Source organism: Enterobacter quasiroggenkampii (genome assembly GCF_043972695.1).
GTDB classification, from domain to species: Bacteria; Pseudomonadota; Gammaproteobacteria; order Enterobacterales; family Enterobacteriaceae; genus Enterobacter; species Enterobacter quasiroggenkampii.
This window is the reverse complement of the sequence record NZ_CP143745.1, coordinates 2,368,093-2,381,985: the sequence shown is the minus strand read 5'-3', so window position 1 is coordinate 2,381,985 and position 13,893 is coordinate 2,368,093. Positions and strand designations below refer to the sequence as shown.

13 protein-coding genes are annotated in these 13,893 nt (G+C 56.2%); 4 read left to right on the top strand and 9 right to left on the bottom strand.

What is annotated here, in order from left to right:
* The first annotated feature begins 99 nt into the window (after positions 1-99).
* The 3 genes from V1572_RS11350 to V1572_RS11340 all read left to right on the top strand — a co-directional run bounded on the left by V1572_RS11350 (position 100) and on the right by V1572_RS11340 (position 6,218).
* Positions 100-1,173 (top strand): acyltransferase family protein, encoded by a 1,074-nt coding sequence (locus V1572_RS11350; protein ID WP_395299119.1) that lies wholly within the window; start codon positions 100-102, stop codon positions 1,171-1,173.
* 149 nt (positions 1,174-1,322) lie between these two features.
* Positions 1,323-4,769, top strand: coding sequence for a transcription-repair coupling factor (gene mfd, locus V1572_RS11345; protein ID WP_395299118.1), 3,447 nt, complete (start codon positions 1,323-1,325; stop codon positions 4,767-4,769).
* Positions 4,770-5,252: 483 nt separating this feature from the next.
* The gene (locus V1572_RS11340) at positions 5,253-6,218 is read left to right on the top strand and encodes a L,D-transpeptidase family protein (protein ID WP_048027456.1); all 966 of its coding nucleotides are present in this window, start codon (positions 5,253-5,255) and stop codon (positions 6,216-6,218) included.
* A 75-nt stretch (positions 6,219-6,293) separates the two neighbouring features.
* Here the strand turns inward: V1572_RS11340 and bhsA are convergent, their stop codons facing one another.
* Positions 6,294-6,551, bottom strand: coding sequence for a multiple stress resistance protein BhsA (bhsA, locus tag V1572_RS11335; RefSeq protein WP_045910210.1), 258 nt, complete (start codon positions 6,549-6,551; stop codon positions 6,294-6,296).
* A gap of 244 nt (positions 6,552-6,795) precedes the next feature.
* Between bhsA and comR the strand changes: the two genes are divergently transcribed.
* The gene (gene comR / locus V1572_RS11330; protein WP_028015740.1) at positions 6,796-7,431 is read left to right on the top strand and encodes a TetR family copper-responsive transcriptional repressor ComR; all 636 of its coding nucleotides are present in this window, start codon (positions 6,796-6,798) and stop codon (positions 7,429-7,431) included.
* A 59-nt stretch (positions 7,432-7,490) separates the two neighbouring features.
* Here the strand turns inward: comR and V1572_RS11325 are convergent, their stop codons facing one another.
* The 8 genes from V1572_RS11325 to hinT form a co-directional block, all read right to left on the bottom strand.
* A complete protein-coding gene (locus V1572_RS11325; protein WP_008500779.1) occupies positions 7,491-8,030 on the bottom strand; it encodes a glycine zipper 2TM domain-containing protein in 540 nt (179 codons plus the stop codon).
* A gap of 193 nt (positions 8,031-8,223) precedes the next feature.
* Positions 8,224-9,528 carry an NAD(P)/FAD-dependent oxidoreductase gene (locus V1572_RS11320; RefSeq protein ID WP_008500780.1) on the bottom strand — a complete coding sequence of 435 codons (1,305 nt, stop codon included), beginning with the start codon at positions 9,526-9,528 and terminating at the stop codon, positions 8,224-8,226.
* 238 nt (positions 9,529-9,766) lie between these two features.
* Complete coding sequence (gene ycfP / locus V1572_RS11315; RefSeq protein ID WP_008500781.1) at positions 9,767-10,309, bottom strand: alpha/beta hydrolase YcfP; 543 nt, start codon at positions 10,307-10,309, stop codon at positions 9,767-9,769.
* 34 nt (positions 10,310-10,343) lie between these two features.
* Complete coding sequence (gene nagZ, locus V1572_RS11310; protein ID WP_262796568.1) at positions 10,344-11,369, bottom strand: beta-N-acetylhexosaminidase; 1,026 nt, start codon at positions 11,367-11,369, stop codon at positions 10,344-10,346.
* A gap of 11 nt (positions 11,370-11,380) precedes the next feature.
* Positions 11,381-12,205, bottom strand: a complete 825-nt coding sequence (gene thiK, locus V1572_RS11305) for a thiamine kinase (RefSeq protein WP_045910209.1) — start codon at positions 12,203-12,205, stop codon at positions 11,381-11,383.
* Positions 12,186-12,833, bottom strand: coding sequence for a penicillin-binding protein activator LpoB (lpoB, locus tag V1572_RS11300; protein ID WP_045326975.1), 648 nt, complete (start codon positions 12,831-12,833; stop codon positions 12,186-12,188). Before lpoB ends, thiK begins: the two co-directional genes overlap by 20 nt.
* Positions 12,834-12,843: 10 nt before the next feature.
* Positions 12,844-13,218 (bottom strand): YcfL family protein, encoded by a 375-nt coding sequence (locus V1572_RS11295; RefSeq protein WP_045910208.1) that lies wholly within the window; start codon positions 13,216-13,218, stop codon positions 12,844-12,846.
* 1 nt (position 13,219) lies between these two features.
* Positions 13,220-13,579: a purine nucleoside phosphoramidase gene (gene hinT, locus V1572_RS11290; protein WP_008500786.1), complete on the bottom strand. Its 360-nt coding sequence runs from the start codon at positions 13,577-13,579 to the stop codon at positions 13,220-13,222.
* Positions 13,580-13,893: the final 314 nt, after the last annotated feature.

Sequence of the window (13,893 nt, the reverse complement as noted above, 5' to 3'; positions counted from 1 at the left end):
TTCCGAAAAACCTCCTGATACAGACTGTTACCCATTACAGCCCGGTTTCGTTTAACAACAATTGTTCGTTCGTCTATGGCAATAAGGTAGTTGCGAACAATGAAGCAAAAAGCATTATGGATTAACCAGATAAAAGGGCTGTGTATCTGCCTGGTGGTTATCTATCATTCGGTTATCACGTTTTATCCGCACCTGATCGGGCTGCAACACCCGCTCTCCGGCCTTCTCGCCAAATGCTGGGTCTATTTTAATCTCTACCTCGCCCCCTTCCGTATGCCGGTCTTTTTCTTTATCTCCGGCTATCTGATCCGTCGTTATATTGATGAGGTGGACTGGCGAACCAGTCTCGACAAACGGATCTGGAGCATTGTCTGGGTGCTGGCGCTGTGGGGCGTCCTGCAATGGCAGGCGCTGACCCACCTGAATGCCTGGCTGGCCCCCGATCGCGAGCTTGCCACCTCGTCGAACGCGGCCTACGCCGACTCGCTCCCGGGATTTGTGCGAGGCATGCTCACCGCCAGCACCAGTCTGTGGTATCTGTATGCCCTGGTTGTGTACTTCACGCTGTGTAAACTGTTGAGCCGCTGGAAGCTGCCGATGCTGGGGCTGCTGGCGCTGGCAAGCATCGCGATCAACTTCCTGCCGCTGCCGTGGTGGGGAATGAACAGCGTGGTACGCAACATGATCTACTACAGCCTCGGGGCGTGGTATGGCGCAGCGCTGATGACGTGGATGAAAAACCTCAGCCTGCGCCGCAGCTGGCTGACAACCGGCGCTTTCGCCGCCGTCTCCGTGGTGCTGTGGTTTGCTAACGTTCCGCTGCTGCTCTCATTGCTGTCTATTGTGCTGATCATGAAGCTGTTCTACAGCTTTGAGCAGCGCTATGCCGTTCACCCTGACAACCTGCTGAACGTGATTGGCTCCAATACCATTGCGATTTATACCACCCACCGCATCCTCATTGAGGCCTTCAGCCTGTTCCTGATCGGCGAGATGAATGCCGCTTACTGGCCGGTCTGGGCCGAGCTATCCCTAATTCTTGTCTATCCGTTTGCCAGCCTGCTGATCTGTACCCTTGCCGGACTAGGGGTGCGTAAGATCTCCACCGCGCTGTTTGGAGACATTTTCTTCTCTCCGCCTTCACCGCTCACGCTGTCACCCACCACCCGTTAATGCCCTCACCGCCCCCCTTCCGGGGGCGTATAATCCCGCCGTGCGGTTACGATTTGCTTATGTAAAACGATCGAGGATAATAAAGACATTGCGTATCAGTGATATGCCCCAATACTGTTGGTATATCCATAAGAGACTCTGACATAGCCATGCCTGAACACTATCGTTATTCCTTGCCTGTCAAAGCGGGCGACCAGCGCCAGCTGGGTGAACTCACGGGCGCAGCGTGCGCCACGCTGGTAGCGGAAATCGCCGAGCGTCATCCTGGCCCGGTGATCCTGGTTGCCCCGGATATGCAAAACGCCCTGCGCCTGCACGATGAAATTCGCCAGTTCACCGATAATCTGGTGTTCAGCCTGGCCGACTGGGAAACGCTGCCCTATGACAGCTTCTCTCCGCACCAGGAGATCATCTCCTCGCGCCTATCGGCGCTCTATCAACTCCCGACCATGCAGCGCGGCGTGCTGATTGTGCCGGTGAATACCCTGATGCAGCGCGTCTGTCCGCACAGCTACCTGCACGGCCACGCGCTGGTGATGAAAAAAGGCCAGCGCCTGTCCCGTGATGCCCTGCGCGCGCAGCTTGACGGTGCCGGCTATCGCCACGTCGACCAGGTGATGGAGCACGGGGAATACGCGACCCGCGGCGCGCTGCTCGACCTTTACCCGATGGGCAGCGACCAGCCGTATCGTCTGGACTTTTTCGATGATGAAATCGACAGCCTGCGCGTCTTTGACGCCGACACGCAGCGCACGCTGGAGGAAGTGGAGTCCATCAATTTACTGCCCGCACATGAGTTCCCGACGGACAAAACCGCTATCGAACTGTTCCGTAGCCAGTGGCGCGATAAGTTCGAAGTGAAGCGCGACGCGGAACATATTTATCAGCAGGTCAGTAAAGGCACGCTGCCTGCCGGGATCGAATACTGGCAGCCGCTGTTCTTCAGCGAGCCGCTCCCTGCCCTGTTCAGCTACTTCCCGGCGAATACCCTGATTGTTAACACCGGGGATATCGACGCCAGCGCCAGCCGCTTTGAAAGCGAAACCCGCGCTCGCTTCGAAAACCGGGGCGTTGACCCGATGCGTCCGCTGCTGCCGCCGGAAGCGCTGTGGCTGCGTACCGACGAGCTCAACGCCGAGCTGAAGCGCTGGCCGCGCATGCAGCTGAAAACCGATTCGCTTGCCGATAAGGCCGCCAACACCAACCTCGCCTTCCGGACGCTGCCGGACCTGGCCGTACAGGCGCAGCAGAAATCCCCGCTGGATAATCTGCGCAAGTTTCTGGAGTCGTTTACCGGCCCGGTGGTGTTCTCCGTTGAGAGTGAAGGCCGCCGCGAAGCGTTAGGTGAGCTGCTGGGGCGCATTAAGGTGGCGCCGAAGCGCATCCTGCGCCTGAGCGAAGCGACCGGAAACGGTCGTTACCTGATGATTGGCGCCGCCGAGCACGGTTTTATCGACACGCTCAACAACCTGGCGCTGATTTGCGAAAGCGACCTGCTGGGTGAGCGCGTCGCGCGCCGTCGGCAGGACAGCCGTCGAACCATCAACCCGGACACGCTGATCCGTAACCTGGCCGAGCTGCACCCGGGCCAGCCGATTGTTCACCTGGAGCATGGCGTTGGACGCTATCAGGGGATGACCACACTGGAGGCGGGCGGCATTAAAGGTGAATACCTGATGCTGACCTACGCTAACGACGCCAAACTGTATGTCCCGGTGTCGTCCCTGCATCTGATCAGCCGCTACGCGGGCGGGGCCGAAGAGAACGCGCCGCTGCACAAGCTGGGCGGCGATGCCTGGGCGCGCGCGCGCCAGAAAGCCGCGGAAAAAGTGCGCGACGTGGCCGCCGAGTTGCTGGATATCTACGCCCAGCGCGCGGCCAAAGAGGGCTTCGCGTTTAAGCATGATAAGGAACAGTACCAGCTGTTCTGTGACAGCTTCCCGTTTGAAACCACGCCGGATCAGGCTCAGGCTATTAACGCCGTGCTGAGCGACATGTGCCAGCCGCTGGCAATGGACCGCTTAGTCTGCGGCGACGTCGGCTTCGGTAAAACCGAAGTGGCGATGCGCGCCGCTTTCCTTGCGGTGGAAAACAACAAGCAGGTGGCGGTGCTGGTGCCGACCACCCTGCTCGCTCAGCAGCACTTCGACAACTTCCGCGACCGCTTCGCCAACTGGCCGGTACGCATCGAGATGCTGTCGCGTTTTCGCAGCACCAAAGAGCAGACGCAGATCCTGGAGCAGGCAAGCGAAGGCAAGATCGATATTCTGATCGGCACCCATAAGCTGCTGCAAAGCGACGTGAAGTGGAAAGATTTGGGGCTGCTGATTGTCGACGAAGAGCACCGCTTCGGGGTGCGCCATAAAGAGCGCATCAAAGCGATGCGTGCCGACGTCGACATCCTGACCCTGACCGCAACGCCGATCCCGAGAACCCTGAACATGGCGATGAGCGGCATGCGCGATCTGTCGATTATCGCCACGCCGCCGGCGCGCCGTCTGGCGGTGAAAACCTTCGTCCGCGAGTACGATAATCTGGTGGTGCGTGAGGCCATTCTGCGTGAAGTGCTGCGCGGGGGTCAGGTCTATTACCTGTACAACGACGTGGAAAACATCCAGAAAGCGGCCGACAGGCTGGCGGAGCTGGTGCCGGAGGCGCGCATCGCTATCGGTCACGGGCAGATGCGCGAGCGCGAGCTGGAACGGGTGATGAACGACTTCCACCACCAGCGCTTTAACGTGCTGGTGTGCACCACCATCATCGAAACCGGGATCGACATTCCGACCGCGAACACCATCATCATTGAACGTGCGGATCACTTTGGCCTGGCGCAACTTCACCAGCTGCGCGGCCGCGTCGGGCGTTCGCACCATCAGGCTTACGCCTGGCTGCTGACGCCGCATCCAAAAGCGATGACCACCGACGCGCAAAAGCGTCTGGAAGCCATCGCCTCTCTGGAAGACCTCGGTGCAGGCTTCGCACTGGCCACGCACGATCTCGAGATCCGCGGTGCCGGTGAACTGCTGGGTGAGGACCAGAGCGGCTCGATGGAGACCATCGGCTTCTCGCTCTATATGGAACTGCTGGAAAACGCGGTTGATGCCCTGAAGGCCGGGCGCGAGCCGTCGCTGGAAGATCTCACCAGCCAGCAGACCGAGGTCGAGTTGCGTATGCCTTCCCTGCTGCCGGACGATTTCATTCCGGATGTGAATACCCGACTGTCGTTCTACAAGCGCATCGCCAGTGCGAAGACGGAAAACGAGCTGGAAGAGATTAAGGTTGAGCTGATCGACCGCTTTGGTCTGCTGCCCGATGCGGCGCGAAATCTGCTGGATATCGCTCGCCTGCGCCAGCAGGCGCAGAAACTGGGCATTCGCAAGCTTGAAGGCAACGAAAAAGGCGGCGTGATTGAGTTCGCGGAGAAGAACCACGTCAACCCGATGTGGCTCATCGGCCTGCTGCAAAAACAGCCGCAGCATTTCCGTCTGGATGGCCCAACGCGTCTGAAATTCACCCAGGAACTGACGGAGCGCAAAACCCGCATGGACTGGGTGCGTAACTTTATGCGCCAGCTGGAAGAGAACGCGATCGCCTGACCTCCATTCCCCTCTTAACTAAGGAATTTCATGTAGTTTATTAACCGGAAGCGATGAAAGTTGCTTCCGGAAAATGAATAGCTTACAGCGACACCCTGGTCCGGCTGTAAATCGCTGAGGCGTTTCCTGACCGCGTAGCGGCGATTTACCGCCGGGAGCCCGGGTCGCCAGGGTGGTGGCGACTGAGCCACCCTGGCACGTTCACAGGTCATGTCGTTACAGAGTACTAAGGGACATAAAGTGAACGGAATGACCACCAGAGTCGTATGTTCCCCCTCACCCCAGCCCTCTCCCTCAAAGGAGAGGGGGTCGTCCGTGCAGGCATTATTTTATGGGGATCCCTTCCCCTGTTAGCCCAGCGCTACGGGGGGACAATTTACAAACTCTTTGCACTTCACCCGATCTTCCCGACACACCCATTCGCCATAATTATCATTAACGCCTTATAAAACAATAACCTTATCATTTGCATGGATTATGGTGATGATGACCTTTTCGCGTTTTACTCGCTGGTTAACCCTGTTTGCGCTGGCAGCCACCGTCGCGGTGGCGCTTCCTGCTCGCGCAAATACCTGGCCCCTTCCTCCGCCCGGCAGCAAGGTGGTGGGTGAAAACCGCTTTCATGTGGTTGAAAATAATGGCGGTTCGCTGGAAGCCATTGCCAAAAAATATAACGTCGGTTTTCTGGCTCTGCTGCAGGCGAACCCCGGCGTCGACCCGTACGTTCCGCGAGCGGGCAGCGTGTTGACTATCCCGTTACAGACGATCCTGCCGGACGCCCCGCGCGAGGGGATCGTGATAAACCTGGCGGAGCTACGTCTGTACTATTACCCGCCGGGTAAAAATGAGGTGACCGTTTACCCGATTGGTATTGGTCAGCTGGGCGGCGACACCCTGACGCCGACGATGGTCACCACCGTCTCGGATAAACGCGCGAATCCAACCTGGACCCCGACGGCCAATATTCGTGCCCGTTATAAAGCTCAGGGCATCGATCTTCCAGCCGTGGTGCCGGCAGGCCCGGATAACCCGATGGGTCACCACGCGATCCGCCTGGCGGCCTACGGTGGCGTTTACCTGCTGCACGGAACGAACGCGGACTTTGGCATCGGCATGCGCGTCAGCTCCGGCTGTATTCGTCTGCGCGATGACGATATCAAAACGCTGTTTAACGTTGTTACGCCGGGTACCAAAGTGAATATCATCAATACGCCGATTAAGGTTTCTGAGGAGCCGGGCGGCGTGCGGCTGGTCGAAATTCACCAGCCGCTATCGAAAAACATTGGCGATGACCCGCAGACGCTGCCCATTAACCTGAATGCCGCAATGGTGAGCTTCAAAACGAATGCGAATACCAACAGCGTGGTGATGGAGCGCGCAATGGAAGCCCGCTCAGGCATGCCGACCGATGTCACCCGGCATCATGATGTAATCCAGCAATCGATGTAAATCATAAATAAAAAAACGCCCTGCTCAGCAGGGCGTTTTTTATTGCAGTGGCATAAATGAGGGTTTATGCCCGGCTTATTTGTAGATGACGGCGGTGCCGTGCAGGGTGTTAGGACCGGTCACAGAGGTGATGCGGTAAGATTTAGCACCCATCTCTTCCGCTTTTTGTGCCAGCTGATCTTCCAGTGAACCCAGGTTAGTACCGGCAGACGCAGAGATCGTCCCGACTTTATGCTGATCGACCGGGGTGGACTGTACTTGTACAGCCGCAAAGCTTGCGAAAGAAAGTGAACTCAGAACAGCAGCAGCGATGAGGGTTTTTACGTTTTTCATGATGTTTACCTTTAGCAGATGAATTTGGAGGTCGTTATCTATTTAGTTAACGATCGATAGGTAAATCATAAATGTGATCCAGGTCACGCGTCAACATAATTTTATAACGACCATTAACTTAATTTTAAAGTCGTTATTTTTCATATAGATATGATTAATATATTTTTAAGCATTCAGCACTGGTGGTGGGTTGCGTTTATTTTTATAATGGTTATTCACCAAACCAACAGAGGACCAACGGCACATGACAACCGACGTCACGAGTTGTGCGAAGAAAAGCCGTGGCCGACCAAAAGTGTTTGACAGGGATGCAGCGCTTGATAAGGCCATGACTCTCTTCTGGCAACATGGGTATGAAGCAACCTCGCTTTCCGATCTGGTAGAAGCTACTGGAGCCAAAGCGCCGACGCTGTATGCCGAATTTACCAATAAAGAGGGGCTATTCAGGGCGGTGCTGGACAGATATATTTCGCGTTTTGCGGCGAAACATGAAGCCCAGCTATTTTGTGAAGAGAAAAGCGTCGAACAGGCGCTTCGGGATTACTTCACCGCCGTCGCGACCTGCTTCACCAGTAAAGATACGCCTGCGGGCTGCTTTATGATTAACACCTCTGCCACCCTGGCGGCGTCCTCGAAAGAGATTGCCAATACGGTGAAATCGCGTCATGCGATGCAGGAGGAGACGCTGAGCGCCTTTCTGGCACAGCGCCAGCAGCGCGGTGAAATCCCTGCGCAGTGCAACCCCCAACTGCTGGCACAATACCTGAGCTGTATTTTGCAGGGGATGTCGATCAGCGCCCGTGAAGGGGCAACGCTGGAAAAACTGCAGAATATTAGCGAAACCACGCTGCGGCTGTGGCCTGAGCTACTCAAAATCTAAAGCAAAAAAAAGCTCCTCAGCCTGAGCGCATGAGGAGCTAAATTCAGAGAACATCTTTTTTACACTTTGTTATTCAGAACCAGCTGACCATTTCCATCCAGTGGAATTTGCGTGCCAGGGTCTTTGTCCATGCGGATTTTGCCCTGCTGATCGCCAATTTTGTACGTCACGTCATAGCCCAGCATTTTTTCCGACTTGTCATAGACGGTTTTGCAGCGTTGCTGAGTCGTGGTGTAGGTATCGTTATCCTGCATCGCGCCCTGCACCTGGTTACCGGCATAGCCGCCACCCAGCGCGCCGACCACGGTCGCCACATCTTTACCCCGGCCGCCGCCAAACTGGTGACCAATCACGCCACCCGCTACCGCGCCCAGAACAGAACCGGCGATACGGTTTTCATCCTGCACCGGACGACGATGCGTCACGGAGACGTTACGGCACTCCTGACGAGGCGTTTTTACCGTTTCTTTAATCGGTGTAGCAGAAACCACCTGCGCATACTGCGGGCCGCGATCTAATACGTTGAGACTGGCAACGGCAGCCACACCTAACGCAGCCGCGACGCCAATCCCTATACCCGCCAACATTGATTTATTCACGGGACTTCCTCCTTTGTTGCTATTGGTAACAATTTTGCAATGGAGGCACGGCTTCGCCAATCAGATAAAGGATGAAAAAAGGAACGTTCAGAGGAGATATATTGTATTTAGGAGAACTCTTAAGCACTCAATCTGTGATCTACAGCATGAAATGCTAAAAACTCCCTCCGGAGAGCCCGGAGGGAGTGAAAGATTAGTGCAGCTTCAGACGCGGACGGATCACGCGGTTGATTCTGCCCACCAGCATCATTAGCCCGGTTTTGAAGTAGCCGTGCAGCGCAATCTGGTGCATACGGTAGAGGGAGATATACACGAAGCGGGCAATGCGCCCTTCTACCATCATCGAGCCGCGCATCAGGTTACCCATCAGGCTGCCGACAGTAGAGAAGTTTGACAGAGACACCAGAGAACCATGGTCTTTGTAGACATAGGCCTTCATTGGCTTGCCTTTGTACTGCGCCAGAATGTTGTGCAGGACCAGGCTTGCCATCTGGTGTGCGGCCTGCGCGCGCGGCGGCACGAATCCACCCTCAGGACGGGCGCAGGAGGCGCAGTCACCGATAGCAAAGATTTCAGGGTCACGCGTGGTTTGCAGCGTTGGCTCCGTGACCAGCTGGTTAATGCGGTTGGTTTCCAGGCCGCCGATATCTTTCATAAAGTCAGGCGCTTTGATACCGGCCGCCCAGACCATCAGATCCGCTTTGATATACTCGCCGTCTTTGGTGTGCAGGCCGCCTTCGTCGGCGCTGGTCACCATGGTCTGCGTCAGCACCCGCACGCCCAGCTTGGTGAGTTCATTGTGCGCCGCACCGGAAATACGCGGAGGCAGCGCAGGCAGAATGCGTTCACCGGCTTCGACCAGCGTGACGTTCAGCGCTTCATTCGTTAACCCTTTGTAACCGTAGCTGTGCAGCTGTTTCACCGCATTGTGCAGCTCCGCAGACAGCTCAACGCCCGTCGCACCGCCGCCGACAATGGCGATATTTACCTTACCGTTCGCCCCCATATTGCTGGTGTACTTCAGGAACAGGTTCAGCATTTCCTGATGGAAACGACGCGCCTGGTGCGGGTTATCGAGGAAGATACAGTGCTCTTTCACGCCCGGCGTGTTGAAGTCGTTGGAGGTACTGCCGAGCGCCATGACCAGCGTGTCATACGGCAGCTTGCGCTCAGGAACCAACAGCTCCCCTTTTTCATCACGCAGTTCTGCCAGAGTGATGGTTTTGCTTTCACGGTTGATGTCCACCACCGAGCCCAGCTGAAACTGGAAATGGTGGTTGCGCGCGTGTGCCAGATAGCTGAGCGCGTCCACGCCCTCGTCCAGAGAGCCGGTCGCCACTTCATGCAGCAGCGGTTTCCACAGGTGGCTGTGGTTACGATCCACCAGCGTGATTTTGGCTTTTTTACCGCGACCCAGCTTCTTACCCAACTGTGTCGCCAGCTCCAGCCCGCCAGCACCACCGCCTACAATCACTATCTTTTTCAATGGCGTAGTCAACGTGACCCCCTCAAATTATTAACCAATTGTTAATTAAAAGTTATAAGAATAACCCTTAATTAACAACAGGTTACAGCACTGAAACCATTCAGGTGCATTGAGAATACCACGTCAGGCGCATTGGTCATACCAAAATTGATATGCATCAAGTTTTGATGGCTTAAAAGTAGACAATTCTGGTCAAAAAGAAAGCCCGGCACGCTTTCGCGGCCGGGCTTCGACGCCTGCAGGCAAGGAATTAACCCAGCGTTTTAAACGCTTTGATACGCTGCAGGTGTGGGGAGATGTTTTTGAACTTGTGGGTCTGTTCTTCGTCCCAGACGATCTCATAGTAATGATGCAGAAGTTCTGCAGCCCGGTGGCTGTTGAGCGCCTCATCGTTACGCGACAGGATCACCAGACAGCGGTCACGGTTTTTCTCACGAAAATTGCTGACGCACTTGGTCGCAATATCGACATACTCTTCCGGGCGGTCGATTTTGCCTTCCATGTTTTCGTTCGGGAAAAGGTTGGGATTGAATACCACCTGACGGATGTCACACAGGAAGCCAATCCGCTCTGCCCAGTAGCCGCCCAGCCCCACGCCGCAAATCAACGGCCGATCGTCGACGTTGAGCTGCAACATCTTGTCCACCTCTTTGAGCAGATGCTGCATATCATGCTTCGGATGGCGCGTGCTGTAGCTGATCAACCGTACATCCGGATCGATAAACTGCAGCTGCAGCACCTTCTCATGATTACCAGGACTGTTTGAGTCAAAACCGTGTAAATAGATGATCATCGTCTTCTCACCACGCTACGCCTTCCGGGAGGGTTTACAGGCTGGCTTTATGTGCCTGCCAGCGCTCATTCAGGTCTTCAAGCCGGGCGTTGACCGTCTTCCAGCGCGCCGAATCCATCAGCTCCTGACGGCTAAATGAACCTTTATGATACAATTGTGTAACACGCTCTGCATTGATCGGCGACAGGTTATCCAGCACGCTCACGGCACCTTTACGATTATTGCAGACCAGGATCATATCGCAACCTGCATCCAGCGACGCCTGACCGCGTTCAGCGTAGCTGCCCATAATCGCCGCCCCTTCCATCGACAGATCGTCAGAGAAGATCACGCCATTGAAGCCCAGCTCCTGACGCAGAACGGTTTTCAGCCAGTGCGCAGAGCCGCTGGCAGGGCGCGGGTCAACGTCGCTGTAAATCACGTGCGCAGGCATGATGGCATCCAGCTTGTTGTCAGTGATAAGCGACCTGAACACCGACATATCTTTGGCGCGAATTTCCGCTTCCGGGCGCGGATCGCGCGGGGTCTCTTTGTGTGAGTCCGCCGTTACCGCCCCGTGACCCGGGAAGTGTTTGCCGGTGGTTTTCATCCCGGCATCGTGCATGCCGTCAATGAACCGGGTCGCCATGGCCAGCGCAATGCGCGGATCGTCATGGTACGAGCGCTCGCCAATGGCGGCGCTGATATGCCCCACGTCCAGAACCGGGGCAAAACTGATGTCGATATCCATGGCAATCATTTCGCTGGCCATCAGCCAGCCGGCCTCCTGCGCCAGTTTCCCGCCCTCTTCCGTGCCGAGCAGCGCGGCAAAAGACTGGGCCGCCGGCAGGCGGGTAAACCCTTCGCGAAAACGCTGCACGCGGCCGCCTTCCTGATCGACGGCGACCACCAGATGATTGCGCGACGCGGCGCGGATCTGACGCACCAGCTCACGCAGCTGCGCCGGATCGTGATAGTTGCGGGTAAACAGGATCAGCCCCCCCACCAGCGGGTGCGCCAGAATTTCACGCTCCTCCGCATCCAGTTCAAACCCTTCTACATCCAACATGACTGGACCCACATCCACCTCTCTTATCCTTTCGTTTGTAACTGACGCCAGGCATCGTCTGCCAGCGCAATAAAGTGTTTGTCTCTGGACTGCTGATAGCGCATTTCAAACCAGCCAGCCATTAACATGACGACCCAGGGCCGCCAGCGTTTAACCTGACGCCTCAGCGCGTCGGCGTTGATATGTGCCGCCTCGGCGTAGTCCCTGATCAGCGTCTGCCGCGCAGCGTCACTCTCCGTCCAGACTGCAGCCAGCTCCAGCGCCACATCGCCATCTCCGGCATATTCCCAGTCGATGAGCCTGATGCCCGCTGACGTATGCACAATATTTCCGGCATGAACATCCATGTGCAGCGGCGAGAGCCGAATCGGCTGCGGCTCGCCCGTTTTACGCAACCGCTTGAGATGCGCCAGCCACACTGGGGTGCGTCTGTCAGGCGCGGCCTGCTGCCAGTAGCGTTCCAGCAGCGGGTATAACGTGATTCGCCATCCCAGACGTGGCTGCCGGTGCAGATGATACAGCATCGCCGCGAGCGCCGGCGTGTCCGGCAGCGCGCTTTTCACGTCACCGTCCAGATAGTCGACGGCCATCCAGCTCTCTCTGAAAAAACGGGGGGCAGGCACGAGATCTGACGGAAGACGCCTCAGGGCGCGAAACTGACGACGGAAATGGGAGGCAGGCGCATAGGGGTCGTGATGTTGCCGCAAGACCAGACGTCGTTCGCCCTGCGCTATAATGCAACTCGCGCCGCCAAGCCCGGAGTGGGCCTGCGGCGCGATAAGGCGGTACTGAGGAAAATAGCGCGTCAGAATCTCTTCACGCGTGCTGTCATTGTTGCGTAACCGCACCTTTACCTGACCAAATAATTTCGCCTGTCTGAACCAGCATCAGCTGCATCTGCAGGGCCGGTGTATTCACGTTACCGGTGGCGTTAGAGTACAGCACATACTGTGCGCCAACGTTACGGGCAATGCCGATCGCCTTGCTGCGTGTGCCGAGGCTATCCTGCGGCGACAGGCCCAGTTGCTGTTTGGCTACCGCGAGCTGCTGAGCCGAGACCAGCGTAAACTTACCGTTGTTTGCCAGGGCGTTGCGCAGCGTTTCAGTCGCTTCGCCCGCGTTCAGCGAACCGTTGGTACGGTTGTTCACGCTATCAACCAGCAACACGCTACCTGCCGTCACGCCCTGTGCCTGCAGCATTTTGCCGACCATGGGCTGCATTGCGCCGTTCCAGTCGTAATGGCGCACGCGCGGCGTCGGCTGCGACGTCTGGTCCGGATGCTCAATCGGGCCTGGCTGTGCCGGTATAGACGGTACGGACGGCACGGTTGGCTGCGGCTGCGTTGGCTGTGTCGGCTGTTCAGTGCCCGGTTTCGCCTCTTCCACAGGCGCTGGCTGTTCAGTTCGGGTCACACACCCCGCCAGGAACAGCGCGAAAGCTGTCACGAGCGCATAGCGGCTCAAGTTTTTAATCAAGGTTCACCCCTTAGAGATAAAGATAAAGTCTCACCTTATGCGCACCCAGATAGTTGGCGCTGCCATAGAGCGTTACCGACGATCTGGCCGGAATGGTGACGCTGCGCGGCGCCTCCAGCGGATGCATTTCGAGACCTCTTACGTCATACCAGAAAAAACGGTAGTGGACCGTCACGGGTTCGTGTCTTTCATTAAAGAGCGTAGAGGAAGCTGATGAATTGATTTCACTGATGGTCAGCGCGGGTTGTTGCGCCGTGATGCCCGCGGCAAGCACGGAGGATTCCATCACCAGCGTCTGTTCATCGTTCACGGGGATCGCCGGACGCGAGCTGCATCCCACAATCATCATCGTCATTACCAGCGCTGCAATACGCCCTTTACGCATGTCAAAGACCTTTATGTGCCAGCATCGGCCCCAGAGGACGTCCACCCAGCAGATGCATGTGAATATGATAAACTTCCTGGCCGCCATGACGGTTGCAGTTCATGATCAGACGGTAACCATCTTCTGCAATCCCTTCCTGTTCGGCGATTTTCGCGGCCACCGTCAGCATACGACCTAATGCCACTTCATGCTCGGTTTTTACGTCGTTTACGGTCGGAATCAGAATATTGGGAATGATAAGGACGTGCGTCGGAGCCTGAGGTGAAATGTCCCGAAAAGCCGTTACCAGTTCATCCTGATAGACGATATCCGACGGAATTTCGCGACGGATAATTTTACTGAAAATCGTTTCTTCAGCCATGACCTATTCCTTTTTTGATTAATCAGGCGCGATGCGTCCGCTGTTAACACACGCTCTGGATGAGGGTGTGACACAATTCAAGAGTATGAGCGAGTTTCTCCTGTCCTTTCAACCTCCTCCCTCGATTTCTTTCCTGAATGTTCATCAGCTGAGTGAAGAGTGACCGCTCGCGGGCCTTAATAGGCTGAAACATTATTTCAGTTCCGGTCGACACATCTGTTTACAGCATTAATAGCAATGCGTATATTTCGCATTTGCATTTTCATGCGCATTTTTAACATAGAAAACGACGCCAGCCCGCGTCCGCGGGACTG

Coding starts and splice junctions, on each gene's coding strand:
- V1572_RS11350 (WP_395299119.1), top strand. CDS start 100: ATGAAGCAAAAAGCATTATGGATTAACCAGATAAAAGGGCTGTGTATC.
- mfd (WP_395299118.1), top strand. CDS start 1,323: ATGCCTGAACACTATCGTTATTCCTTGCCTGTCAAAGCGGGCGACCAG.
- V1572_RS11340 (WP_048027456.1), top strand. CDS start 5,253: ATGATGACCTTTTCGCGTTTTACTCGCTGGTTAACCCTGTTTGCGCTG.
- bhsA (WP_045910210.1), bottom strand. CDS start 6,551: ATGAAAAACGTAAAAACCCTCATCGCTGCTGCTGTTCTGAGTTCACTT.
- comR (WP_028015740.1), top strand. CDS start 6,796: ATGACAACCGACGTCACGAGTTGTGCGAAGAAAAGCCGTGGCCGACCA.
- ycfP (WP_008500781.1), bottom strand. CDS start 10,309: ATGATCATCTATTTACACGGTTTTGACTCAAACAGTCCTGGTAATCAT.
- V1572_RS11295 (WP_045910208.1), bottom strand. CDS start 13,218: ATGCGTAAAGGGCGTATTGCAGCGCTGGTAATGACGATGATGATTGTG.
- hinT (WP_008500786.1), bottom strand. CDS start 13,579: ATGGCTGAAGAAACGATTTTCAGTAAAATTATCCGTCGCGAAATTCCG.